This window comes from Streptomyces mayonensis (assembly GCF_018982965.1).
Taxonomy (GTDB): Bacteria; Actinomycetota; Actinomycetes; order Streptomycetales; family Streptomycetaceae; genus Streptomyces; species Streptomyces mayonensis.
Window position 1 is genome coordinate 1 of the sequence record NZ_JACBYP010000001.1, and the last position, 24,607, is coordinate 24,607.

General features: G+C 70.6%; 19 protein-coding genes and 1 tRNA gene. 14 read left to right on the forward strand and 6 right to left on the reverse strand.

Annotated features, from left to right (window positions below):
• From HZS56_RS00005 to fusA, 4 genes are all read left to right on the forward strand, one after another.
• Positions 1-1,369: alkaline phosphatase family protein (locus tag HZS56_RS00005; RefSeq protein ID WP_216718508.1), on the forward strand; the 1,369-nt coding region annotated here is incomplete at its 5' end.
• A 123-nt stretch (positions 1,370-1,492) separates the two neighbouring features.
• The gene (locus HZS56_RS00010) at positions 1,493-2,737 is read left to right on the forward strand and encodes a sugar phosphate isomerase/epimerase family protein (RefSeq protein ID WP_216718509.1); all 1,245 of its coding nucleotides are present in this window, start codon (positions 1,493-1,495) and stop codon (positions 2,735-2,737) included.
• 463 nt (positions 2,738-3,200) lie between these two features.
• Positions 3,201-3,285 (forward strand) — tRNA-Leu (locus tag HZS56_RS00015).
• Between the two features lie 472 nt (positions 3,286-3,757).
• Positions 3,758-5,866 (forward strand): elongation factor G, encoded by a 2,109-nt coding sequence (gene fusA / locus HZS56_RS00020; RefSeq protein WP_216718510.1) that lies wholly within the window; start codon positions 3,758-3,760, stop codon positions 5,864-5,866.
• A 129-nt stretch (positions 5,867-5,995) separates the two neighbouring features.
• On the opposite strand, the gene HZS56_RS00025 is transcribed toward fusA, so the two are convergent.
• Positions 5,996-7,816, reverse strand: a complete 1,821-nt coding sequence (locus tag HZS56_RS00025; RefSeq protein WP_216718511.1) for a pectate lyase-like domain-containing protein — start codon at positions 7,814-7,816, stop codon at positions 5,996-5,998.
• Positions 7,817-8,276: 460 nt separating this feature from the next.
• On the reverse strand, positions 8,277-9,095 hold the full coding sequence (locus tag HZS56_RS00030; protein ID WP_216718512.1) for an SAM-dependent methyltransferase: 819 nt from the start codon (positions 9,093-9,095) through the stop codon (positions 8,277-8,279).
• Positions 9,096-9,483: 388 nt separating this feature from the next.
• On the opposite strand from HZS56_RS00030, the gene HZS56_RS00035 reads away from it, so the two are divergent.
• Both HZS56_RS00035 and HZS56_RS00040 read left to right on the forward strand, forming a co-directional pair.
• A complete protein-coding gene (locus HZS56_RS00035; RefSeq protein ID WP_216718513.1) occupies positions 9,484-10,275 on the forward strand; it encodes an SAM-dependent methyltransferase in 792 nt (263 codons plus the stop codon).
• 224 nt (positions 10,276-10,499) lie between these two features.
• The gene (locus tag HZS56_RS00040; protein WP_216718672.1) at positions 10,500-11,513 is read left to right on the forward strand and encodes an alpha/beta hydrolase; all 1,014 of its coding nucleotides are present in this window, start codon (positions 10,500-10,502) and stop codon (positions 11,511-11,513) included.
• On the opposite strand, the gene HZS56_RS00045 is transcribed toward HZS56_RS00040, so the two are convergent.
• Positions 11,447-12,349 carry an alpha/beta fold hydrolase gene (locus tag HZS56_RS00045; protein WP_308407944.1) on the reverse strand — a complete coding sequence of 301 codons (903 nt, stop codon included), beginning with the start codon at positions 12,347-12,349 and terminating at the stop codon, positions 11,447-11,449. The genes HZS56_RS00040 and HZS56_RS00045 overlap by 67 nt on opposite strands.
• Positions 12,350-12,524: 175 nt before the next feature.
• Here HZS56_RS00045 and HZS56_RS00050 point away from each other — a divergent pair, with 175 nt between their 5' ends.
• Positions 12,525-12,929, forward strand: coding sequence for a winged helix-turn-helix transcriptional regulator (locus HZS56_RS00050; protein ID WP_216718514.1), 405 nt, complete (start codon positions 12,525-12,527; stop codon positions 12,927-12,929).
• Between the two features lie 117 nt (positions 12,930-13,046).
• On the opposite strand, the gene HZS56_RS00055 is transcribed toward HZS56_RS00050, so the two are convergent.
• Both HZS56_RS00055 and HZS56_RS00060 read right to left on the reverse strand, forming a co-directional pair.
• Positions 13,047-14,276, reverse strand: coding sequence for an NADH:flavin oxidoreductase/NADH oxidase family protein (locus tag HZS56_RS00055; protein WP_216718515.1), 1,230 nt, complete (start codon positions 14,274-14,276; stop codon positions 13,047-13,049).
• Positions 14,276-15,100, reverse strand: coding sequence for an SDR family NAD(P)-dependent oxidoreductase (locus HZS56_RS00060; RefSeq protein ID WP_216718516.1), 825 nt, complete (start codon positions 15,098-15,100; stop codon positions 14,276-14,278). The genes HZS56_RS00055 and HZS56_RS00060 overlap by 1 nt, the downstream gene beginning before the upstream one ends.
• Before the next feature lie 123 nt (positions 15,101-15,223).
• Here HZS56_RS00060 and HZS56_RS00065 point away from each other — a divergent pair, with 123 nt between their 5' ends.
• The 7 genes from HZS56_RS00065 to HZS56_RS00095 all read left to right on the forward strand — a co-directional run bounded on the left by HZS56_RS00065 (position 15,224) and on the right by HZS56_RS00095 (position 23,297).
• Positions 15,224-15,724, forward strand: coding sequence for a MarR family winged helix-turn-helix transcriptional regulator (locus HZS56_RS00065; protein ID WP_216718517.1), 501 nt, complete (start codon positions 15,224-15,226; stop codon positions 15,722-15,724).
• A gap of 388 nt (positions 15,725-16,112) precedes the next feature.
• Positions 16,113-17,435, forward strand: a complete 1,323-nt coding sequence (locus HZS56_RS38850) for a sensor histidine kinase (RefSeq protein WP_216718518.1) — start codon at positions 16,113-16,115, stop codon at positions 17,433-17,435.
• Positions 17,432-18,127, forward strand: coding sequence for a response regulator (locus HZS56_RS00075; protein WP_216718519.1), 696 nt, complete (start codon positions 17,432-17,434; stop codon positions 18,125-18,127). Before HZS56_RS38850 ends, HZS56_RS00075 begins: the two co-directional genes overlap by 4 nt.
• 218 nt (positions 18,128-18,345) lie before the next feature.
• Positions 18,346-19,965: an alpha/beta hydrolase gene (locus HZS56_RS00080; protein WP_216718520.1), complete on the forward strand. Its 1,620-nt coding sequence runs from the start codon at positions 18,346-18,348 to the stop codon at positions 19,963-19,965.
• A gap of 142 nt (positions 19,966-20,107) precedes the next feature.
• Complete coding sequence (locus tag HZS56_RS00085; protein ID WP_216718521.1) at positions 20,108-21,247, forward strand: hypothetical protein; 1,140 nt, start codon at positions 20,108-20,110, stop codon at positions 21,245-21,247.
• Positions 21,235-22,461 (forward strand): hypothetical protein, encoded by a 1,227-nt coding sequence (locus tag HZS56_RS00090; protein WP_308407945.1) that lies wholly within the window; start codon positions 21,235-21,237, stop codon positions 22,459-22,461. Before HZS56_RS00085 ends, HZS56_RS00090 begins: the two co-directional genes overlap by 13 nt.
• A gap of 362 nt (positions 22,462-22,823) precedes the next feature.
• Entirely contained in the window at positions 22,824-23,297 is a 474-nt protein-coding gene (locus HZS56_RS00095) for a DUF2690 domain-containing protein (protein ID WP_253913477.1), read from the forward strand.
• A 141-nt stretch (positions 23,298-23,438) separates the two neighbouring features.
• Here the strand turns inward: HZS56_RS00095 and HZS56_RS00100 are convergent, their stop codons facing one another.
• Positions 23,439-24,578 (reverse strand): hypothetical protein, encoded by a 1,140-nt coding sequence (locus HZS56_RS00100; RefSeq protein ID WP_216718523.1) that lies wholly within the window; start codon positions 24,576-24,578, stop codon positions 23,439-23,441.
• Positions 24,579-24,607: the final 29 nt, after the last annotated feature.

The window sequence follows — 24,607 nt, forward strand, 5'->3', positions numbered from 1 at the left end:
CACCCCCCTCCTCGTCCTCGACGTCGTCGGCCTCACCCCCCGTCTCCTCGACCACATGCCCCACCTCAAGCAGCTCGGCCAGTCCGGCTCCCGCGCGCCGCTCGGCACCGTCCTGCCCGCCGTCACCTGCGCCGCCCAGTCCACGTTCCTGACCGGCACGATGCCCGCCGAGCACGGCATCGTCGGCAACGGCTGGTACTTCCGCGAGCTCGGCGACGTCCTGCTGTGGCGCCAGCACAACGGGCTCGTCGCGGGCGACAAGCTCTGGGACGCCGCGCGCCGCGCCCACCCCGGCTACACCGTCGCCAACATCTGCTGGTGGTACGCCATGGGCGCCGACACCGACATCACCGTCACCCCCCGTCCCGTCTACTACGCCGACGGCCGCAAGGAACCCGACTGCTACACCAGGCCCCCGGCCCTGCACGACGAACTCACCGAAAAACTCGGCACCTTCCCCCTCTTCCACTTCTGGGGGCCCGGCGCGGACCTGGTCTCCAGCCAGTGGATCATCGACGCCACCCGGCACATCATGGCGACCCGGCACCCCGACCTGACCCTGTGCTACCTCCCTCACCTCGACTACGACCTGCAGCGCTTCGGCCCCGACGACCCGCGCTCCCTGAAGGCCGCCGCCGACCTCGACGAGGCGCTGGCCCCGCTGCTCGACGACGCCCGCGCCGAGGGCCGCACCGTCGTCGCGCTGTCCGAGTACGGCATCACCCCCGTGAGCAGGTCCGTGGACATCAACCGCGCCCTGCGCCGCGCCGGACTGATCGAGGTGCACACCCAGGACGGCATGGAGTACCTGGACCCGATGGCCTCCCGTGCCTTCGCGGTCGCCGACCACCAGATCGCCCACGTGTACGTCCGCCGCCCCGAGGACCTCGACGCCACCCGAGCCGCCCTGGAAGGGCTGCCCGGCATCGCCGAACTCCTCGACGACGAAGGCAAGAAGGCCCAGCACCTCGACCATCCGCGGGCCGGCGAACTCGTCGCCGTCGCCGAGCCGGACGCCTGGTTCACGTACTACTACTGGCTCGACGACGACCGCGCGCCCGACTTCGCGCAGCTTGTGGAGATCCACCGCAAACCCGGCTACGACCCGGTCGAGCTGTTCATGGATCCGCTCGACCCCTACGTCAAGGTCAAGGCGGCCACCGCCCTGGCCCGCAAGAAGCTCGGCATGCGCTACCGCATGGCGGTCGTGCCCCTCGACGCCTCACCTATTCGAGGCAGCCACGGCCGCCTCCCCGCGAGCGACGACGACGGTCCGCTCCTCATCTGCTCCACCCCCCGCGCTGTCGGCGACCGCGTCGCGGCCACCGATGTGAAACAACTCCTGCTCCAGCTCGCCGGACTCGGCTGACCCACCTGGTGGGACCCACCGGGACGCCGCCCGAATCCGACTACTGAGAGTGAAACACACGGCACTGACAACGGCCCGCCCGAGCCGCAACGAGGCAGGCCACGACCCAGAAGGCAGGCACCCGTGACCCCGTTCACCGACCCTTCGCGCACCGACACCACCACGGCCCCGTCCGCCGACGGCCCGGGGGAGGGCCTGCGCCGCGCCCTCGGCGTCGACCGGCGCCGCTTCCTGAGCACCTGCACCGCCGTGGCGGCCGGCGCCGTCGCGGCGCCGGTCTTCGGGGCCTCCCCGGCCCTCGCGCACGACGGCGGCAGAGGCCACGGGCATGATCATGACCACGGTCATGGACACGGACACGGACACGGACACGGACACGGGCGAGGCCAGCTCCTCGTCCCCGCGGACAAGCGCGGCATCATCCTCTACACCGTCCGTGACGCCACCGCCCGCGACCCGCTCGCCTCCGACCTGCCCTCCGGCTTCCGCGAGGTGTTCAAGCAGCTGGCCCGCCACGGCTACCGGCAGGTCGAGTTCGCCGGATACAACCAGCACGCCAACGCCCCGGGCGGCGCGAGCCTGGAATCGGTCAAGGGCGCCAGGCTGCTGCGCTCCTGGCTCGACGACTACGGTCTGCGCGCCCAGGGCAACCACGGCTTCATCCCGTCCTCCTGGCCGCTGACCAAGGAGGACAAGGAGACCTTCAAGAAGCACCTGGAGATCGCCAACATCCTGGGCATGGACCACATGGGCACCGGTGGCGACCCGACCAACAGCTCCTACCGCGCCGACTGGGACGTCGCCGCCGACAAGTGGAACGCCCTCGGTGCCATAGCCCACCGCGAAGGCATCAAGCTGTACACCCACAACCACGACGGCGCCTACGGATTCCTGCTCGACGGCGGCCCGCTGGACGACCAGGGCCGGCCGACCGCCAGCTCCGGCATCCGGAAGCTGGAGTACTTCCTCAAGATCACCGATCCGCGCGTCGTGTGGCTGGAGATGGACATCTTCTGGGCGCACGTCGCCCAGTACAAGTTCCACGAGTACACCGCCCACGACGGCTCCACCAGGAAGAACGTCTTCGACCCGGCCGGGCTGGTCGTCCGCCACAACCGGCGCTACCCGCTGTTCCACGCCAAGGACGGCGTCGTCGACACCACCAACGGCCAGGGCTACGACATGGTGCCCTTCGGCACGGGCGTCATCGACTACACGACCTTCTTCTCCAGGGTCGGGCAGCGCAACTACCACAACCCGATGATCGAGGACGACAACTCCCCGAGCGCCACCGACCCCGCACAGTCGCTGCGCGAGGCCAAGATCAGCTACGACAACCTGGCAGCCTTGCGCAAGCGCCACCGCTGACCCGGACACGGGCACGGAGCTGACCCGGACACCGGCACGGAACGGGCGGCCCACTTCGCGTACTGCGCGTACTGCGCGTACTGCGGGTGGGCCGTCCGGCCGTGCGAAAGCCCGGGACGGCGGAGAAGCCGTGCGGGTCGGCCGATTCCCTGCCGGTCCGGCGACTGCGCGAAGGCCCGGTCCACCGCGGTGGGCGCGACCCGCTCGACCGCTTGCCGCAGCAGCTCCCGGTGTCCGCTTCCGCACTGTCGGCCGGCACCGGCATCTGGGCGCCGGCCGACGACGCGGAAGCGGACCCTGGGTAATCAGTCAGTCACTCATGGTGCGGCACTGGGGAGGTCTCGCCCCGTCCGTCCCAGACCGCCGCTCGGGGGAAGGAAACGCAGGTGAAAGGTGCTGCGAAACCTTGGTATGGTTGTCCATGTCGCCGCGGGGCACACTCCCGCGCCACGACAGGCACCTGGTCCGGGTGGCGGAATGGCAGACGCGCTAGCTTGAGGTGCTAGTGCCCTTTAACGGGCGTGGGGGTTCAAGTCCCCCCTCGGACACAAAGCAAGAAAAAGAAGGATGCCGGCCGGGAGAGAACCCGGTCGGCATTCGGCGTTCTGTGGCCCCGCCGGAACACGTGACCCCGCCTGAACACGTGGGCCTGCCGGAAAACACGGTGCGGCAGCACCTCCCTCCTCCCTACACTCACCACGTCACCGGGAGACCGAGTGACGCGAGACCGAGTGAGGGGAGCCGGGCCGTGCGTATCAGCACCGCTGCCGTCGTTCCCCCGTCCCGGTACGAGGTGATCCTGGTGTCTTCGGCCGTCCGGTGCCCGCTGCGCGGCCGGCACCGGATGCCCGGGACCGGCATCTGACGTACCGTCACCTCCACCCGCCCGTCCTCGACGGGCCGGTCGTCCGTGGCTCGGCCACGTTCACGTTCACGTTCACGTTCACCTTCCCGTCCCGGGAATCGCGCGCGCCCCTGTCCACCGATCGGTCACCACCGAGCAGCGAGAGGCCACCGGCCGTGCGCGCCCACACCAGCACCCACACCAACCTTCACACCCACACCCACACCAACAACCCCGCCAACTCCCTCACCACCGTCCGCAACCTGGGCATCCTGGCCCATGTGGACGCCGGCAAGACCACCGTCACCGAGCGGATCCTCTACACCACCGGTACCACCCACAAACGCGGCGAGGTCCACGACGGCACCACCGTCACCGACTTCGACCCGCAGGAGCGCGACCGCGGCATCACCATCTTCTCCGCGGCCGTCAGCTGCCGCTGGGACGGTCACCGGATCAACCTGATCGACACGCCGGGGCACGTCGACTTCGCCGACGAGGTCGAGCGCTCCCTGCGGGTGCTGGACGGAGCGGTCGCCGTGTTCGACGCGGTCGCCGGAGTGGAACCGCAGAGCGAGTCGGTGTGGCGCCAGGCCGACCGGCACGGTGTGCCCAGGATCGCGTTCGTCAACAAGATGGACCGGGCCGGCGCCGACCTCGACGCGGCCGTCGCCTCGATCCGCGAGCGGCTGCACCCCGTACCCCTGGTCGTGCAGGTGCCCATCGGCTCCGAGGACGCCTTCACCGGCGTCGTCGACCTGCTGCGGATGCGCGCGCTCGTGTGGGCGGACGGTGCCAGGACGCCCGAGGAGGGGCCGGTGCCCGACGCTCTGCGCGAGGAGACGGCACACCGCAGACGGCTGCTGGAGGAGGCGGTCGCCGAACGGCACCCCGCCGCGCTGGAGGAGTTCTGCGACCGGGAGACGCTGACCGGGGCCACCCTCGCCGGTGCCCTGCGCGACCTGACGCGCACAGGTGACGGCGTGGTCGTGCTGTGCGGCTCGGCCTACCGCGACCGCGGCGTCGAACCACTGCTGGACGCCGTGGTGACGTACCTGCCCTCGCCGTTGGACGTGCCGCCGGTACGCGGCACCCACGACGGCGCCGAGCAGGAACGCCGGGCCGACGCGGCGGAGCCCATGGCGGCACTGGCGTTCAAGGTGAACGCCACCCCGACGGGACGGCTGACGTACCTGAGGGTCTACTCCGGCACGATCGAGAAGGGAGACACCGTGTGGGACGCGGGCACGCGCCGTACCGAGCGCATCGGCCGCATCCTGCGGGTCCGCGCCGACCGGCACGACCCGCTGGAGCGGGCGGCGGCCGGGGACATCGTCGCCGTGGTCGGGCTGAAGTCCGCCCGTGCCGGTTCGACGCTGTGCGCCCCGGGTGCCCCGCTGCTCCTGGAACCGCCGGGCGTGGCCGAACCGGTCGTGCACGTCGCGGTCGAGGCGCGCCGCGCCGCCGACACCGGCAAACTGGCGTCGGCGCTGGCCCGGCTGACCGAGGAGGACCCCTCCCTGGCCGTGCGGACCGACCCGGAGACCGGACAGACCGTGCTGTCCGGCATGGGCGAACTGCACCTGGAGGTCGCGGCGGAACGCGTCCGGCGCGAACACGGGCTGGAGGTCGCCGTGGGCCGCCCCGGCGTGGCCCACCGCGAGACGGTCGGCGCGGGAGTGACCGGCTTCGTGTACCGGCACGTCAAACAGGACGGTGGGGCGGGGCAGTTCGCGCACGTGGTCCTCGACGTGGAACCCTGGCCGGAGACCGGGGAGGACGGCGGCTTCGTGTTCCGCTCGGCGGTCGTCGGCGGGCGCGTGCCGCAGGAGTACGTCCGGGCCGTCGAGGCCGGCTGCCGGGAGGCGCTGGCCGAAGGCCCCCTCGGCGGGCACCCGGTGACCGGCCTCAGGGTCACGCTCACCGACGGCCAGACCCATGTGAAGGACTCCTCGGACACGGCCTTCCGCACCGCCGGCCGGTTCGGTCTCCGCGACGCCCTGCGCGCCTCGGAGATGGTCCTGCTCGAACCGGTCGTGGAGGTCACGGTCACCGTGCCCGAGGACGCGGTCGGCGGCGCACTCGGCGACCTCGCCGCCCGCCGCGGCCGGGTCACCGGCTCCGACACCCGGGGCGGCGCGGTCACGGTCACCGCCACCGTGCCGCTGGCCGAGCTGTTCGGCTACGCGACCCGGCTGCGCGGCCGCACCCAGGGCCGCGGCACCTTCACGGCCCGGCCCACCGGCTACGCCCCGGCGCCGACGGCCGCGACAACGACGCGGTAGCGCCAGCGGTCGGCGGAGGCGAAGGGGGTGCCCCTGTCCCACGCGGGAGACCCACGGGGGACAGGGGCACCCATTCGGCACCTCAGCGTTTCCCGGGCGGCTCCGCCCGTGCGCTCCGCCCGTGCGTCCTCAGGGGTACTCCACGACCTTCGACGGCACGGTGTCCGAACCCGACGTGGGCGACCCCGTGTCGTTGATGACGCACTCGTACTGCCCCTGGCCGCCCAGCGACACCACGAGCAGCCCGTGGAACCGCACCCCGTCCCGGTTCGGTGCGGCGAAGCCGTGGTGCTGCACGATGGACGGGTTCACGTTGTAGTAGCAGTAACTGCCCAGGCCCCAGCCCTCGTGGTCGGCGACGTCGTCCGCGACCTTGTAGGCGGCGTACCCCTTGATCGAGCCGTTCTGGATCGCGGCCTGGTCGGGGGCGTCGTACGCCTTCTCGTTCTGGAAGAAGACCGTGCGGCCGCGTTCGCCGTTCCACTGCACGTCGTACTTGTTGAAGTGCTCGACGAACAGGCCGGTCATGAGTACGTCGTCGCCGTTGACGATCACACCGTAGTCGGCGCGGTTGGTCTCCCAGCCGACACCGTCGCCGTGGTCTGCACGCCAGATCCAGGTGTGGTCGACGATGGTGTGCCGGCTGTTGACGACCAGGCTGGTGGTCGCCTTGCCGGGGCCCGCACCGCCGATCCGGATGAACACGTCCTGCACGGTGGTCGGGTTGGCCGAGTGGTCCGCGGACGCGCCCTCGGGCCCGACCTCCAGCAGCGTCTCCGAGTTGTCCGGCCCGGCGTCGACGAGGAACCCGGCCAGCCGTACGCCGTCCACGTCGGCGACCCTCAGGGCGGTGACACCGTTGTCGGGAATCAGTGTGGCGTAGCCCAGGCCCAGGACGACCGTACCCTCGCGCTGCACCTCGACGGTCTGGTCGACGTGGTAGACCCCCGGCGTCAGCAGCAGGTGCAGGCCCTCCTCCAGCGCCTGGTTGAGCGTGGCCGCGGAGTCCTCCGGCTTGGCCACGTAGAACTGGGACAGCGGCAGCGAGGTGCCGCGCGGTGTGCCGTTGCCCCAGGAGACACCGCGGGCGTCGGTGCGCTTCTCCGGCACGAAGACGCGGTACTCGTCGCCGTCGAGATACAGGAAAGGCTTCTCGCGGGAGACGGGCGTCGTGTCGAGCGTGGTGTACGGCGGCTCGGGGAAGCTCTGCCCGGGTGCGCCCTCCACACCGGAGAACACCATGTTCCACACGGCGTTGAGCCAGCCGCCGACCGAACTGTCCCGGGTGTACCACTGCTGCTGCGAGTACGGACCCACCTCGCCGTCGATCCGGCTGTCGGCGATGTAGCCGCCGCTGGCCCAACCGTAGCCGTCCGGCGCCAGGTTGAGACCGCCGCGCACATGCATGCGCCGGAAGGGCGCAGCCTGCGACACCGCCCAGCGGTTGGTGCCGCTCACCGGCACGAGGGCCAGGTTCTCCGCCGAACGCCAGAAGTTCTGCGTGGCGTTGCCGTCGAACCAGCCCGCGTCGACGGTGACGTCCCCGTTGATGGTGGTGTCGTCGGGCGACAGGCCCAGGCCCGCGATCGAGGTGTAGAAGCCGAGTTGGGCGTTGAGGCCGTTGTAGGTGCCGGGCTTGAACAGCAGGGCGTAGCGGCCGGTGCCGAACTGGGCCGACTCCTGCTCCTTGAAGATCTCGTCCAGTCTGCCCTGGATGTTCGCGGTCGAGGGGTCGAAGACGATGACGTTCGGCCCCAGGTCGCCGCCGCCGGGCAGCGCGCGGGGAGTGCGGGCGGGGCTCTCGCCGGTGCCGTCGCCGGACTCCGCGGCGGCGGCACCCGCCCCGGCCAGACCGGCCAGCACGGGAACGGCGGCTGCCGCACCGAGGACGGCGCGCCGACGCACGCCGGAGGGCTCGGGCGTGGGGGAGTGTGTGGGGGAAGAGGGCATGGGGGGCGGCTCTCCTTGTTCGGGAAGTGAACGAAGTGGGGGTGAGGGAGCGCTCTCTGCGTGTGCATGTTTCATCCGTTAGCCGGGACACGTCAAGGGTTGCGACCGTTTCATGTGAACGGCATTCAACAAGTGGGGGCAGAGGTCGCGTTGTTCCGCCAGGCTTTCTCCGTCGCACTGCGCCACGCGATGCGGCCTGGTGCGTCACCGGTCCTGCGGTGACGGCGCGTACGAGACCTGAACCCAGCCGGTTCCCGAGTCGCCGTGGGACGGGCCACGGCGACCCGCAGCGGCCACCACTTCGCCGCCTTCACCGGCCCCGCGTCGCCGGGCGCGGGGCAGGGCGCGGGGCAGGGAGCGCGGGGGTGGACGGCCGTTCCCCCCTGACCCGGGCGTCACAGGGCAGCGCCACGCCGGACGGGGCAGGGCCGGCGTGGCGGGGTCCGGCGGCTGCTTTCCCTCAGGAACTCTTGCGGGCGACTCCGCCGTAGATGCCGATCGCCGGGGCGTCGGGGCGCCGGGCCTCGTCGGGGCGCCAGTCGGTGACCCGGACCAGGCCCGGCTCGACCAGGTCGAAGTCCCCGAAAAGCTCAAGGACTTCGGCATGCGAACGCAGGTTCATGGAGGCGGTGGCGTTCCTGTAGACGGCCGCCGCCTCCTCCCGCCGGTCCTCGTGCGCGTCGCCGGTCGCATGCGACAGCACGAGGTACGAACCGTCGGGCAGCGCGTCGCGGAGGGTGGCCATGATGCCCGCGGGGTCCTCCGCCTCGGACACGAAGTGCACGACGGCCACGAGCAGCAGCGCCACCGGCCGGTCGAAGTCGATGACCTCACGGACCTCGGGATGGTCGAGTAGCGCCCGCGGGTCACGCAGGTCCGCCAGTACGACAGCGGTGTCCGGGTCGTCCGACAGTGCCCGCGAGTGGGTGCTGACGATGGGATCGTTGTCGACGTACGCGACCCGGGTCTCCGGAGCCAGGGCCCGCGCGACCTGGTGCACGTTGGGCTCGGTGGGCAGGCCCGTGCCGATGTCGAGGATCTGCCGGACGCCGCCCTCGGCCACCACGTGCCGTACCGCCCGGTGCAGGAAGTGCCGGTTGGCGAGGACCCCTTCGCGTACCTCGGGCGCCGACTTCATGAACTGCTCGGCGGCCCGCTGGTCGACCTCGTAGTTGTCCTTTCCGCCGAGGAAGTAGTCGTACATCCGGGCGGGGTGGGGCTTGCTCGTGTCGATCCGGTTCGGGTGGGCGGCGCTCTCGCCGCCGCTCAGGGAGGTCATACAGCCTGACTCCGTCCTCAACTCGTGCGCCGCCCGCGGAAAGACCGAGGCGAGTGACTGCCGGAACATCATCTTGGCATGCCCGGGGGCGGAGCGCGGGGCACGGACGGACCGGACTTCCGCCGGCCGGGGTTCCCGCGGGGGCGGCCACCGACCAGGCGGGGGCGGTCACCGCCAACAGCCCTTCGGCCAGGGCGGAACGGTCACGGCCGGGCTAGGCTGACGACTCCGGCTCCGTGGGATCCGTAACTTCCCTGCGCGTAACTCCCGTGCATGTCCCGTGCGCGGAGGGAGAACGGCACGGAGCACGGAGGGAGAACGGCGCGGAGGGACGTCGTAGAAGAACGGCGCCGAAGAACAACTGAGGAGAACGGAGGAGGAGAACCCTGTGACACCAGGTACTCCCGGACCCAGACCCGACATCGACACGAGCAGGCCGCACCCCGCACGCGTCTACGACTGGCTGCTCGGCGGAAAGGACAACTACCCCGTCGACCAGAAGGTCGGCGAGACGCTCCCCGAAGAAGCGCGGGGCAACGCCGCCCGCAACCGCGCCTTCATGCACCGCGCCGCCGCCTGGCTGGCGAGGAACGGCGTGGACCAGTACCTCGACATCGGCACCGGCATCCCCACCGAACCCAATCTGCACCAGGTCGTGCAGGCGATCGAGCCGTCCGCCCGGATCGTCTACGCGGACAACGACCCGATCGTCCTGCGTCACGCGGAAGCGCTGCTGACCAGCAGCCCCGAGGGCGCCACCGACTTCCTCCACGCGGACGTGCGGCAGCCGGAGACGATCCTCGAACCCGCGGGCAGGCTCCTCGACCTCGACCGCCCCGTGGCCCTCTCCCTCATTGCCCTCCTCCACTTCATGCCGGACGCCGAGGACCCGTACGGTGTCGTCCGCAGGCTCGTCGAGGCGCTCGCTCCGGGCAGTTTCCTGCTCCTGTCGCACGGCACGGCGGACCAGCACCCGGAGTTGAAGCAGGAGACCGAGGCCGCGTACAAGAAGGGCGCGATCCCGCTGCGCATGCGCAGCCGCGAAGAGGTCGAGCCCTTCTTCGAGGGGCTGCAACTCGTCGCCCCGGGACTGGTCTTCGCCCCCGAGTGGTACCAGGAGGAACCGGCACCCGTACAGGAGCGCAGCGGCTTCTACGTCGGTGTCGCCAGGGTCCCCTGAGACTCCGGGCCCCGGAAGTCACCGTGGGGATCACCTTGACGGGAGCTGTGCCCGGCCGATACTGGTGCGCAGCACTCGGCCGGGGCGGTCGGTGCGACGCTCCACCAGGCTGTGCCCACCAGGCTCTGCGCCCCACGCGACGAAGAGCACCCACCCATCCCCAGGGAGCCGCCGTGCCCGGTAAGTCGCCCACTGTCCTGCCCCGCCCCGGATCCGGAGCCCTCCTGACCCCGGCCGCCCTCCTGGTCCTGCTCCTTGCCCTCCTGGCCGCCCTCACCCCGACGGCCTCGGCACACGCCGCCGGAACACCGTCGGACTCCGCCCACCGCACCGGCGCCGAGGTGGTCGCCGTCACCCAGGTCGCGGACCGGCAGGTCGACCTGTCGGTACGGTCGGCGGCCCTGGGCGGCCGCACGGTCAAGGTACGCCTCCTCACGCCCGACGGCTGGACCCCGAACGACCTCGGCGACGGCCGCCGGCACCGCCGGCACTGGCCCACCCTCTGGCTCCTGCACGGCTGCTGCGGCGACTACACCTCGTGGACCGCGATGACCGACGTGGCGGAGACCGACAGCCTGCGCGACGTCCTGGTCGTCATGCCCGAGGCCGGCTGGAACGGCTGGTACAGCGACTGGTGGAACCACGGCCGCGGCGGCGACCCGGCCTGGGAGACCTTCCACACGGTGGAACTGCGCAGGCTGCTGGAGCGCGACTGGGGCGCGGGCAGCACCCGCGTCGTCGCCGGCCTGTCGATGGGCGGCCAGGGAGCCCTGTCGTACGCCGCCCGGCACCCCGGCATGTTCCGGGCGACCGCGGCCTACTCCGGCTCCGCGCACCCCCTCCTCAACGACGAGTCGACCGACCGCATCCTCGGCTTCTTCGCCGGACCGGGCGGCGACGAGGACCCCCTCCGCGTCTGGGGCGACCCGGTGGCCCAACGCCGCGTCTGGCAGTCCCACGACCCCTTCCACCTGGCCAAGCGGCTCAGGTCGATCCCGGTCTACCTCTCCTGCGGCGACGGCACGACAGGCCCCCTGGACGCACCGGGCAGCACGAGCGCGCTGGAAGCGGACTTCAACCGCCAGAACCACGCCCTGACCGAGGAACTGCGCCGGGTGGGCGCGCGGCACGTGACGACGCACTTCTACGGCCCCGGAACCCACGGCTGGCCCTACTGGGAACGCGAGTTGCACGCCTCCCTGCCCATGCTGCTCACGGCGCTGGGCGTGGCCGGCTGAGGTCCGCCCAGGAACGGCACGAGGAGACCGAGCAGCCGCTCGGGACGGTGCAGCGGGATGATGTGCCCGCAGTCCTCGACGAGGTGACCGACGAGGCGATCGGTGACCGGCCGCAGCTGCTGCTCCAGGGCCCTTCCCACCGGCCGGGCACCGACGGCCATGGTGGGCACGGTCAACCGGCCGCCGCCCGCGACGGACTGCCGGATCTGCTCGGCACTGGCGGGCAGCGCCCGGTAGTACGAGAAGGCACAGCGCAGGGCCTCGCTCCCGGTGTAGGCACGTACGAAGGCATCCCGCACGGCGGGCTCGACGCCCTCCCCGAGGGATCCGGTGTCGAGGAACCAGTCGATGTACTGCTCCTCGTGCCCGGTGAGCACCGTCTCCGCCAGCCCGGGCACGGAATGGAAGCCGAACCACCAGGGCGCCCCCCGGGCAAGGAACGACTCGGCGCCGGGCAGTGTGCCCAGCAGCGACTCCATGACCACGAGCCGGGTGACGAGGTCGGGCCGCCGCATGGCGAGCAGAAAGGCCGGGGGAGTACCGGCATCGATGCCCACCACGGCTGCCGACCGCTCCCCCAGGGCGTCGAGCAGTGCCTCGGCGTCACGGGCCAGCGTCGCGGCGTCGTACCCGCCCGCGGCCCGCGTACTGGCCCCCGCTCCCCGCGTGTCCGGGGCGATCACCCGGTGACGTTCCGAGAGGCGGTCGATGACACGGGTCCACACCTGCCAGGTGTGCGGGAACCCGTGCAGCAGCAGGACGGCGGGACCCTCCCCCTGAAGCGCCACGTTGAGCTCGACGCCGTTGACGGCGATGCGCCGAAGAGTGACAGACACGGATCCTCCTGGGCAGCCCTGAGGCAGTAGGCAGTAGGCAGTAGGCAGTAGGCAGTAGGCAGTAGGCAGTAGGCAGTAGGGCAAATAGGGTAGTTACCAATGGTGACAACAGAACGATAGGTAACTAGGGTGAGTGGGCCAAGACCGCACTTCTGCCACAGGTGGTGAGCTCCAGGTGACCCCCTCGACGTCACGCTCCCCGAACGGCCGCCGGGGGGACCTGTTCGACCCCCAGTGCCCCACCCGGCGCCTGCTCGACCGGATCGGCACCAAGTGGACCTCCATGGCCGTCAAGGTCCTTGCCGAGGCGTCCCCGGAGGAGATCCGCTTCGCGGAGCTGCAGCGCAGGATGCCCGGCGTGTCGCAGAAGATGCTGTCGGTCACCCTCCAGGGCCTCACGCGGGACGGACTGGCCGGCCGCAGGGTGGAGGCCACGGTTCCGCCGCGCGTGTACTACCGGCTCACTCCCCTCGGCCTGTCCCTGGAGGAACCGCTGGCCGCGCTCCGGGAATGGGCGGAGACACACATGGCCGAGGTGGACCGGGCCAACCGCCGCAGCGAGGAAGGCACGCCCGGCTGAGGGAGCTGCCGGGGCGAGGGCGACCGGGCCCGCCGCTTCCGCCGGGAGCGGGTGCCGCCTGGGAAGCGTGGCCGGGTTCAGCCGGGAGCCGGTGCCGCCCGGGAAGCGTGGCCGGGCTCAGCCGGGCGTGTGCCACTTCAGATAGCCGCGCAGGCGCCGCGCTCGGACGAGGCGTTCGAGGAGAAGGGCGACGACGGGGGAGTAGGGCGTCCTGGACGACTTGCCGTGTCCGAGGCGCGAGAGCCGCCGTGAGGTGACGGACTGGAGGGCCGCGGCGGCGAAGGTCTTGTTCCGCAGCCGGGTGCGTGGCGGCTCGGCCGACACCTCGCGACCGGCCAGCCAGTGCCGGGGCAGAGTGGGATCGATCGCCAGCGCCGTGGCCACGCCCGCCACCGCGACCCCGGAGTCGATCACCTCCTGGGCGACCGCGCCACGCCGGATCCCGCCGGTCAGCATCAGCGGCAGCGGAGAGGTGTCCACGAGCTGCCGGGCGAGGGAGAGGAAGTACGCCTCGCGGGCGAGGGTGCGGCCGTCCGCCGGGGCGCCGGCGGTGGCCAGGCTCTCGATGCTGCCGCCGGACAGCTCCACCAGGTCCGCTCCCACGTCGGCGAGCATCTTGATGACGTCACGTGCGTCGTCGGTGTCGAAGCCGCCGCGCTGGAAGTCGGCCGAGTTCAGTTTCACGCCCACGGCGAAGCCCGTACCGACGCGCTCGCGCACCGCGCCCACCACGTCGAGCAGCAGCCGGGCGCGGTTGGCCAGGCTGCCGCCCCACCGGTCGTCCCGCCGGTTCACCAGGGGGGAGAGGAACTGGGAGAGGAGATAGCCGTGTGCGGCATGGACCTCCACCCCGTCGAAGCCGGCCTCACGGGCCCGCTGCGCGGTCACGGCGAAGCGCTCCACGGTCGCCTCGATGTCCTGGTCGCTCATCGGCCGGGGGGTCGGGTACATGCTGGACAGACCGCCGACCTCGATGGGCACGGCCGAGGGGGCCCAGGTGGTGCGGGCCAGGTCCTTGGGTATGACGCGCCCGGGATGATTGATCTGCATCCAGACCTGCCCGCCCGCCGACCGCCCGGCCCGAGCCCACCGCCGGAACGGCTCCAGCGGCGTGTCCTGCTCCAGTACGACGTCGCCGGGCTGGGCGACCGCGCGGCGGTCGATCATGACGTGTCCCGTGACGAGGAGCCCGGCACCACCGGCGGCCAGGCGGCGGTAGAGCGTGACGAGCGCGTCACCGGGCACCTGCCCCGGCGCGGCCAGCAACTCCTCCATCGCGGCCTTGGCGATCCGGTTGGGCAGCACGGCACCGCTGCCCAGGCGCAGCGGCTCACTCAACCCGGTCATCACTTCTCCCGGGCGGGGTCGAGGTCGCTGACGTCCTGGAACCCCACCTTGCGGTTCAGGTTGCCGGTCAGGCGGGTGACGGTGCCGCGGGGCAGCAGACGCGGTACGAAGGCTCCGGCGCGCTGGGAGGCGCGGCCGGGGAAGGAGAGGAACCGGCCACGCGCGAAGTCGTCGAGCGTCCTGGCGGCGACGTCGGCCGGAGCGTCCGTGGCCTTCGGGTTCATGGACGCGGTCGTACCGTCGAAGAAGCCGGTGTCGGTGGCTCCCGGATGGGCCGCCATCACACGCACGCCGGTGCCTCGCACCTCCTCGGCGAGCGCCTCGGTGAACGAGAGTACGAAGGCCTTGGTCGCGGCGTAGCTCGCCTGGTACGGCATGGGCTGGAAGGCGGCGGTGGAGGCGACGTTGACGATACCGCCGTGGCCGCGGGCGACCATGCGGGCGCCCAGGAGGTGCACGAGGCCGACCAACGCGGTGATGTTCACGTCGACGGACTGGAGAGTGGGGCCGAGGGGACGGCCGAGGAAGGGCCCCACGGCCCCCGTCCCGGCGTTGTTGACCAGAAGATCGATGTCCAGGCCGAGCTCGTCGACGGCGTCGACGACGGCCTGCGGCGAGCGCCGGTCCGAAAGATCCGCGGCGATCACGTCGACGCGGACGGAATGCGCCTCGCGAATCTGCCCGGCAAGGGCCTCGAGCGCGTCGCCCGAGCGGGCGACCAGCACCAAGTGGGCGCCGCGGGAGGCCAGTTCCCGTGCGTAGGCCTCACCCAGCCCTTTCGATGCTCCGGTGACCAGGGCGGTGGTGCGCGTGTAGTCGTACATGTGTGAGTGCTTCCTGTGCGGCTGGATGCAGGACGGACCTACCCCCTGTTGCTTCGAGCCTCGAAGTAACAGGGGTCAAACATACACTTCGAGTCTCGAAGTAAAAAGGCTAGGATGGGACCCATGACGCGAAGCACCCTCGAGACGGTGGTGGCGGCGAACCACGAGCTCTTCCTGCAGACCAGTGACCGGGTCGAGGCCGTCCTGGCGGAACACGGCCTGACCCCCGCGACCGCCCACGCCCTGTGGGCGATCGACCCGGACCAGGCGCCGCCCTCGATGAAGGAGCTGGCCGGCCGTCTCTACTGCAACGCACCCAACCTCAGCTTCGTCATGAACCAGCTCACCAACCGCGGCCTCGCCGAACGCTCCGCCGACCCCGCGGACCGCCGCTCACGCGTGGTGGCGCTGACGGAGGAGGGTCGACGGGTGCGGGAGGCGGTCATCGGGGCGACGCTGGCCCTGACGCCGTTCGCACGCCTGTCCCCGGACGAGCTGACCAGCCTGGCGCACCTCCTGGGGAAGGCCCTCGCACCGATGGCGGCGGGGGCCGAGGGTGGCGACCCGGAGGAGGCGGAACGCGCGCGCGATCCGCAGGAAGCCCTCGATCCGCACACTGCGTGAACGGACGTGAACGTACGGGCACGCTCCGCGGGTACCGGGTCGTCGTTCAGTCGGGCTGCGGCCGACGAGCACGCGGGGACGGCGGCCGCACCGATGCCGTCTGCCGCTCACCCGCGGCCGGGGCTGCGACTGTCTCCGCCCCGCGCCAGGCGTTAGATTCGTCGGGCGGTGGCGTCCGGCCTACGGTGCCAAGTGGTGTGCATGCCGGGCGGGTTCTGCCCGCAGGCGGCGGTGAATCACGGGGCACCTGCCACGGCCCGGCCCTCATGCCGTCCGGCGCCGCAATGGATCGATCATGGGTGACTATGGAAGAGCAGGCAGTTCTTGATCCCTCGGGCGCGGCGTATCACCTGCCTGCCCGAAACCCGTTCCACGCCGGGGCAGTTCAGTGACCGACGGATCGGCGGCGCCCCCTTCCCGGGCCGGACACGCGTTGCCGGCCAAGGGCGGAGGTCTTCCCTCCCGCCCGAGCCTGCCGGTCGCCGCGGCCACCCGGCTGCGCCTGCTGTGGAGCTGGTGGGAAGCACGCCCCGTCGCTGCCAGGAACCGCGAGTTCGCGCTCGTCCTCATGGTGCTGGCCTTCACCCCGCCCCTGTCACGTATCGGGGCGCAGTTCGGCGACCTCGCCGTGCACGGTGCCTCCGTGGCGAGCGTGCTGCTGACACTGGGGCTGACTCTGCCACTCGCGGTGCGGACCCGGTGGCCGGCTGCCTGCCTCGCGGTGGTGGGGGCGTCGTTCGCGCTCCACCAGTCCCTCGGCTGCCCTCCGACCATCGGCACCGTGGGCCTGTACATCGCGCTGTACTCCGCGGGTGCTCATCAGCATCACGTCCGGTGGGCCGCACCACTGGCGGCGACGGGTGGATACGTGCTCTTCTGCGTCGCCCTGCACGCGCTGGGCTCGCCCGCCGGTCTGGTCGACTACCTGCTCTACTACCTGGTCGTGATGGTGGCGTGGGGACTGGGTGCCCTGGTGCGCAGGCAACGCGCCCAGGAGGCCGCACGCCGGCACCTGTCCGCACAGGTGGCCATCGCCGCGGAACGCAGCCGTATGGCAAAGGAGTTGCACGACGTGGTGACCCATCATGTGACCGCGATGGTGGTCCAGGCCGGCGCGGCCCAGTACCTCACCGAGTCGCCGGACCGGATGGCCGACTCCCTGAACGCCATCAACGGCTCCGGCCGCCGCGCACTGGCCGAACTCCGTTTCCTCCTCGGTGTGCTGGAGGCAACCGGCGCTTCGGAGTCCCAGGAGTCCCAGGAGCCCCAGAAGCGCCGGCAGCCCCAGGAGCGACCGGTGATGCCGGGCCGGGTGTCCGACCTGGTGGAGCAGATCCGCGCGGGCGGTCAGCCCGTCGAGCTGATCGAGGAAGGCACGCCGGCCCTCTCGGCGGGCGCCCGCCTCGCGGTCTACCGCGTCGTGCAGGAATCCCTCACCAACGCCGTGAAGTACGCCGCGGACCACCGGACACTGGTACGACTCGTGCACACCCCCGACTGGACCGAGGTCGAGGTCACCACCATGGGCAACGCCGACGAGGCGGCCGAGTCCGCCGCCCTCCGGGACGGCGGCCCGCACATGTCCGGAGGCCGGGGCCTGGCCGGGCTGCGGGAACGAGTGGAGATGCTGGGCGGCGAGTTCGCGGCGGGCTTCCGTACCGGGGGCGGGTTTCGCGTGCACGCACACCTACCCGCAGGATGTGCAGCATGAGTGTTCCACCGGACGTCACCAGAGTACTGATCTGTGAGGACCAGGCCCTCGTGCGCGCCGGGTTCGTCACCATCCTCTCCGCCCAGCCCGACATGGAGGTCGTGGGGGAGGTCACGGACGGCCGGGCCGCGGTCCGCCGCGCGGAGGAGCTGAAGCCGGACGTCATCGTCATGGACATCCGCATGCCGCTGCTCGACGGGATCGAGGCCACGCGTCACCTGGCCGGCCCGGAGTCTCCCAACCCCGCGAAAATCCTCATCGTCACCACCTTCAACGTCGACGAGTACGTGTACGAGTCCCTGCGCGCCGGCGCCAGCGGCTTCCTGCTCAAGGACGCGGAACCGCCCGAGCTGATCCAGGCGGTACGCACCGTCGCCCGCGGCGAGTCCCTCCTGGCCCCCGCCGTCACTCGTGCCCTGATCGGCCGCCACGCCGAACGGCTGCGTCCCACCGCCCGCACCTCGCCCGAGCGTGAACGTCTCAAGGTCCTCACCGTCCGCGAGTACGAGGTCCTCGTCCTGATCAGCAAAGGACTGTCGAACGCCGAAATAGCTTCCGAAATGGTCATCAGCTCCGAGACCGTGAAGACGTACGTTTCCCGCATCCTCACCAAACTGGACCTGCGCGACCGCGTACAGGCGGTTGTTCTGGCGTATCAGGCAGGTGTGGCAGGGAACGACGGCCGGGGCTGAGCGTCCGGCGCCCCTGCGGTACGGAGCGAGGAAGCCGGTGCCTGGCCGCCGACAGCATCGTCGCACGTGCCGTCGCCCCTGTGGTCACCCGAGCGAGCTACCCGAGCTGTCCACTCCGGGGTGAAGCCCCGTGCGGACGACCTCCAGTTGACTCGACGGCTGACAGCACAGCGGCCGGACCACTGGTCCGCCGAGCCGAGCAGCAGAGGGGCAACACCGTGAGCAGGACGCACAGTTCCGGATGGCACGGACTTCCGGGAGGACGCCGGTTCGCCGCGGCACTGGTCGTTTCGACGCTTGCCGGAGCCGCGCTGACCGCGTGCGACGGGACGGCCGAGGACACGTCGGCGACGCAGGACGGGGCGGCGCACCGGAGCGAGGCGGCTCCGCAAGGCGCGGACACCCCCAAGATCACCTGGGGCGAGTGCCCCGAGCCGGCCAAGGGCGCGAAGCGAGCCCCGGAACTGGACTGCGGCTCGCTCAAGGTCCCGTTGGACTACGACAACCCGGACGGCGAGAAGATCGAGGTGGCGGTCTCACGGCTGGCCGCCGCCAAGACCGGCGAGCGGCGCGGTGTCCTGCTGCTGAACCCCGGCGGACCGGCCCTGGGCGGCCTCGACATGCCGGCGACCATGGCGTCCACCCTGCCGAAGTCCGTTCTGGGCAGCTACGACCTGATCGGCTTCGACCCGCGCGGCGTCGGGCACAGCACCCCGCAGAGCTGCGGTCTCGACGACCCCAGTGTGGCCTCCCTCTTCCCGTACCCCGCCGCGGACGGCTCGATCACGAAGAACGCGGCCTTGGCCAAGGCCAACGCCGACACGTGCGCCGAAGGGGCCGGCGACAAGCTGAAACACTTCACCACGGCCAACACGGCCCGCGACATGGACCGCCTACGCGAAGCGCTCGGCGAGCGCAAGATCTCCTACTGGGGCCAGTCCTACGGCACCTACCTCGGCGCCGTCTACCGGTCCCTGTTCCAGAAGCAGACCGACCGGATGATCCTGGAGGGCAACGTCGACCCCACCAAGGTGTGGGCCGACCAGGTGGCGGACACCTGGGGCAAGGGCATGGCCGACCGCTTCCCCGACGCGGCCGCCGTCGCCGCCGCGCAGGACGGCACCCTGGGACTGGGCGACAGCGTCGAGAAGGTGACCCAGACCTACTTGGACCTGGCCGACCGACTCGACCGCAAGCCCGCCCCCGTACCCGGCACGCCGCTCTCCCTCGACGGGCCGCTCCTGCGGAACATCACGTACAGCATGCTCCAGCGCAACGAAACGCTCGCACCGCTGACCGCCTTCTGGAAGGCCGCCGCCGACCTGGCCGACGGCAGCGTCACCGAGGCGGACAAGGCGGTTCTCGAGCAGGTCTTCGCCGACGCCCCCACGTCCCCAGGCGTCCCCGCGGACAATCAGGCCACCATGTTCCTGGCTCTCACCTGCGGCGACGCGGAATGGCCGCACGACGCCGACGGCTACGCCGAGCGCGCCGCCGCCGACCGGGAGGAGTGGCCCCTCACCGCGGGAATGCCGGGCAACATCTGGACCTGCGCCTACTGGGACAAGCCGAACGAGCAGCCCGTCACCGTGACCGGCAAGGGCCCCCGCAACACGCTGATCCTTCAGAACCGCCGGGACAACGCCACACCGTGGGAGGGCGCCGTCGGCCTCCACAAGGCCCTCGGCGACAGCTCGGCCTTCCTCGGCGTCGACAACGGCGGCCACTACGTCTACGACACGGGCTCCGCCTGTGCCGACAAGGCGACGGTCGACTTCCTCACCACGGGCCGCCTGCCGGACGAGGACGTCAACTGCACGGACGTCAAGCAGAAGTAACCCTCGCGCGCCCGTCCCCGGGCTGGGCCGAGGGGACGGGGCCTTCGGACCCGCGTCCGATTCCTTGCATGGCACAGCTGTGGTGAAAGGCCGGAAACCGAGCAAGGATTGAACGGTTTCAGGTGGTGGGGGGAGAACACGTATGACGACAACCGGGTCGTCGGACGGCAGACCGCAGCCGCATCCGCAGCCGCATCCGCAGCCGCAGTCGGACGCTGCGGCCGACAGCCAGGCGGAGCCGGCCGCACCGGACGGGCAGGCCGAGGACCACTCCGCAGGTGACGCGCCGACCCCGTCCGCGCAACCCTCGCAGTCGAGCGACGCCGACGAGAGCAGCGGGTCTCGGGAGAGTCTCGCCTCGATCGTCGCCGAGACGCTCGGCCTGGCGCCGGGTTCATCCCGGCGTCGAAGAGCGGTGACCCTGGTCGTGATGCTGTTGCTCGCCTTCGTGGCCGTCTTCCGGGACACGTTGATCGGATACGTCATGATCGAACCCGGCGTCGTCAAGGAGAACGACTCCAACGCGGAGTACGACGCCGACAAGGTGCCGTTCACGGTGTCCGTGCGGCCGGAGGAGGACGAGCCCGATACCTGGACGATGGTTCTCGACCGGGCCCTGACTCCCGACGAGAAGCGGAAGCTGGTGGCCGGCGGCAACCGATCGGCCGCCTTCTCGTACCTGAAGGAACTGGGCGGTCACCCGCTCGCGCACGAGGCCGCGATGGAGTACGCCCCCGAACGGTACAAGAGGCAGCTGGCGTCGGAGGCCATCGGGAGATACGCCGACGTGTTCCAGATGAACGTGATGAGCACCCGGTCCACCTCGGTGATCATCACCGGCTGGAAGATCACCGACCTCACCTGTCGGAAGAGCACCGGTCACACCGTGGTTGTGCTGCCGAGGCAGGGCGGATCGGCTTACGAAGGCATCCAACTCCACCTTCCGCCTCTCGCCGGCGAACCCGTGCTGAGCGACGAGACCGAGGGACAGGGCGAGCCCTACTTCAGCACGCGTTACATCGAGGTCGGAGGCGGCCAGCCGGCGGGCGGTTTCAAGGTGCAGGCGATCGCGCCACCAGGGCAGTCGTGCGAGTGGGGCCTGAAGGTCCGCTACACCGACTCCTACCAGAGAACGCAGTGGATCCAGTTGAAGGACGGCAAGGGAGAGCCCTTGCGCATACACACGGATTCCGCGCCCTTGGACCCCCGGCAGGAATGGGTTTTCGTCGTCCAGCCATGGAGGCTGTGCGACCAAGAGGATCTGTCGAAGTGCGTCGTATAGTCGGCAGAATCGCGGCCCTAGTTCTCCTGGCCGTGCTGTGCGTCCAGGGATGCAGCGCCGAACCGAGCAAGGAGAAGCGGAACACGCCGACGTCCGTACCCTCGGCTCCCGACGACGGAAACCGGGAGTACGCCCTTCCGGACAGTCCCTTCACCCGCGAGGACACGGTCATCACAGCGACCTGTGGCTCGGCTTCGGGTGGCGTCGGCGTCCTGGTGCAGGCATGGGACGCCGAGCGGTGGGAGCCGCGCGGGCAGCGCTACTTCCGGCTTCCGGACGACGTCGCTCTCGCCAACTTCCCGAAAATGAAGGCGGTCAACAGCCCTCTCGTAGACCTGTGCGCCATGATGCCGACCGAGCCGTCTCCCTACGGCGTGGACGACCTTGAGTACATGTCCCCGCGGGTCCGCGCCCTGTTCGACCTGGCGTTCACCCGCATGGCGGTGGTGTTCCGGGACCCTGACGGCAAGAGCACACATGCCGGCTTCCTGGAAAGCGGCACCGGTTCCGACGACTCCGTACGTCTGAGCCGTGCGACGGGCGACGACGAGCAGAACGCCGTGATGTCGCCCGACGGGCGCAGTGTGTGGTTCACGTACACCGACTCCGACGGTGAGTACAGGATCGGCTCCCGGCCCGCCGAGGGGGACCACGGGGTGTCGGACGAAGGCCCGGCGGCCGGACACGATCTCCCTCTGGTCGTCTCCGGCAAGCCCCCGCACGCCGTCCAGGCGAACATGGTCCACCTCGCTCCCGACGGCCGCCGCCTCACGGCGACGGCGCCGAAGGTCTTCGGGCACGTCTTCGACACGCCGGACTCTTCCGGGCCGCTCACGGAGTCGTCGGCCCACTCGGCCACCTTGCTCAGCGGATGCGTGGGCATCCTCGGCTGGATCGGTGACGAGCAGGTGCTGTGCCGGGGCCAGTCCGGCTCCTTCCGGGCCGTGGACGCCCGTTCCGGTCGTGTGGAGGGAGCGGAGATCCCGGTGGTTCACCCGAGCGAGATCAATGCCAACCCCATGATCGCCGAGGGGATGCTGGTCTCGACGGACGGCATGCGGTTCATCGTCGCCGTCCACCTGCCCAACGACCGGTATGGCCACTGGAGCGACGGGACCGACTTCCGGGCCGTGCCGACCTCGGGGGAAGGCAAGGCGACCCGCATCGTCCACGAGTCCCTGACCAACCGCACGCTGTTCCTGGAGTGGCGGTGAAGAGCACGCCGTGCGGGTGTACAGGCGGGTGTTGTACGGGAGAACCGGTCCCGCGCGTCGCGCGCCCTCCCGTCGTTCCCGCGCGCCCCGTTGCCCGGCCCGGCGGGTGTCGTTTCTCGGAACAAGAAGCACACGACCAGCGAAGACATGAGTCGGGCGGGCAGCCCGCGCAACCCGGCGTGTGCTCTTCCCCGTGACCCCATGGGATGGATCCTGCCTCTTCCAGGCCAGAGCACCAGGCGGTTTTCATGACCACAAGCAGCAACAACGGAAGCCCTGCTACGCCTCCCGAACCCTCCACACAGCCTTCCCAGTCCGCCCCACAGCCCACCGACTCCCAGCAGCCCACAGGACGGCGCCGGTTGAGCAACACGACGATCGTGGCCTATGCCGTGGCGATCGTCGGATCATTGACGGCCGCGGTCCTCTCCCCGCTCGGGGAGCACGTCCTGAACAAGGTGTTGGAGGAACCGACCTGTCCGGGCGAGGCGTGTGAGGGGAAGAATCCCGGCCGTCAGGGCTGCGACGAGGGCGCGCGCACCTTCAAGCCGGCCACCAGCAACCCGGCGGTCCTCCAACTCCGCTACAGCGAGGAGTGCCAGGCCGTGTGGGCGAAGATCGAGCACGGCAGCAAGGGCGACTTGGTCACCATCGAGGCGACCGGAGGGGCCAAACGCAGTGCCGAGATCCACTTCGACGACGACCAGTACACCCCGATGGTGCATGTGGGCGACGGCGAGTTCGAGGTCGCCGGCTGCGCGGTCCCCAAGTCGGGCGGTGCAGGCACGTACGACTACTACTGCATTCACGGCACCGAGGCGACCGCCTGGCGGTGACCGCATCCGGACGCCGGCCCCGGACGATCCGCGTCGTCGGCGGATCTGCGATGCCGTCGCGCCTGCCCGGCTTCGGTGAACCTCTGGGCAGGCGCAGGCGTTCCGCCGGGGGTGGCGTGCGCGCGGTGCCGTGCGACGACGTCAGTCCCGGCGGCACCGCTCCCCGAGCTCCGCGAGGATCGCCTTCTCACGGGAGTTGACGTCACCGTCCACGGTGGCCACCCGCTCCGCCGCGTCGAGAACGTCGCTGAGATCACCCGGCTCGGCGTCCACACGCTTCCACACCTCGGCCGGGTCGATGTCGACGACCTGCGCGAGCTGCTCATCGACGACCTGGTGCCGCTCTCTGACCATCCTTACCAGATGCCGCATCAGCAGCGCCTCGTCGTCGGCGATCCTGGCCTTCGCGTTCGCCCTGATGACGAGCCACGCGACCCACACCACCAACTGCGGGTGCCGACTGCGCTCGCTGATCCTCGCGGCGATTTCGATCACCCGCGCCTCGTTGCGGAAGACGGCCCGCGCGTGCCGGCCGGCGACGAGCGTGGTGTAGCGGTTCAGCAGGACGGAGAGGGGGACGCCGACCAGCGGGATGCCGATCTTGATGACGTTGCGTTGCAGGAGGTGCTTTCCGACGACGGGCAGTGCTTTTCCGGCGGCGAGCGCCGATTTCGAGTAGAAGCGCTTGACCAACGGTCGCACCATGACCGGGACCGCTTTGGACACGGTCTTGTTGGCCACTTCGCCACTCTTGATGGTCAGCGCCACGCGTATGAGCTTCCACAGGTCGTCGGGGTCGTGCACGTCGAGTGGCACCCGGTAGAGAACGGAGATGTCGTAGGCCAGGCGGAGCTGGAGCTGGGTGAGGAAGGCGACGTCGACCGTCATGGTCGCCACGGCCGCGGGGACCGTAGCCGGCGAGGCACCCCCGAGAGTCCCGATGGTGGCGGCGACGGTCGCCGTGTAGGCCCCGGCGGAAAGACCGCCTTCGAGCGCGGCGTACCGGGCCGCCATCTTGATCCGCTGGTCCACGATGACATCCGCGGGCACACCCGCGTAACGGTCCTGGAAGTACTGCCAGTCGACCTTCTCGGTGTACGTGTTCATGGCATGAGCGGCGAGCTTGGTGAACCAGTTGCCCGACTTGATGTCGTCCCCGCTCAGGCCTTTGACGAAGTCCCTGATCGCGGCCTGCTCCTGCTCGACCACCTTCTGGTCGGCGGCTTCGGCGGTTTCGTCGGCCTCGTCCGCGTCGGCGACGTGTCTCGGCACATCTGTCATGGCGTGTTCCCCCAGACTGTTCCGCGGCC

Bases quoted from the DNA above. Each gene is read 5' to 3' on its own strand.
- HZS56_RS00025 (WP_216718511.1), bottom strand. From the start codon at position 7,816: ATGCCCTCTTCCCCCACACACTCCCCCACGCCCGAGCCCTCCGGCGTG.
- HZS56_RS00030 (WP_216718512.1), bottom strand. From the start codon at position 9,095: ATGACCTCCCTGAGCGGCGGCGAGAGCGCCGCCCACCCGAACCGGATC.
- HZS56_RS00055 (WP_216718515.1), bottom strand. From the start codon at position 14,276: ATGACCGGGTTGAGTGAGCCGCTGCGCCTGGGCAGCGGTGCCGTGCTG.
- HZS56_RS00060 (WP_216718516.1), bottom strand. From the start codon at position 15,100: ATGTACGACTACACGCGCACCACCGCCCTGGTCACCGGAGCATCGAAA.
- HZS56_RS00065 (WP_216718517.1), top strand. From the start codon at position 15,224: ATGACGCGAAGCACCCTCGAGACGGTGGTGGCGGCGAACCACGAGCTC.
- HZS56_RS00075 (WP_216718519.1), top strand. From the start codon at position 17,432: ATGAGTGTTCCACCGGACGTCACCAGAGTACTGATCTGTGAGGACCAG.
- HZS56_RS00085 (WP_216718521.1), top strand. From the start codon at position 20,108: ATGACGACAACCGGGTCGTCGGACGGCAGACCGCAGCCGCATCCGCAG.
- HZS56_RS00100 (WP_216718523.1), bottom strand. From the start codon at position 24,578: ATGACAGATGTGCCGAGACACGTCGCCGACGCGGACGAGGCCGACGAA.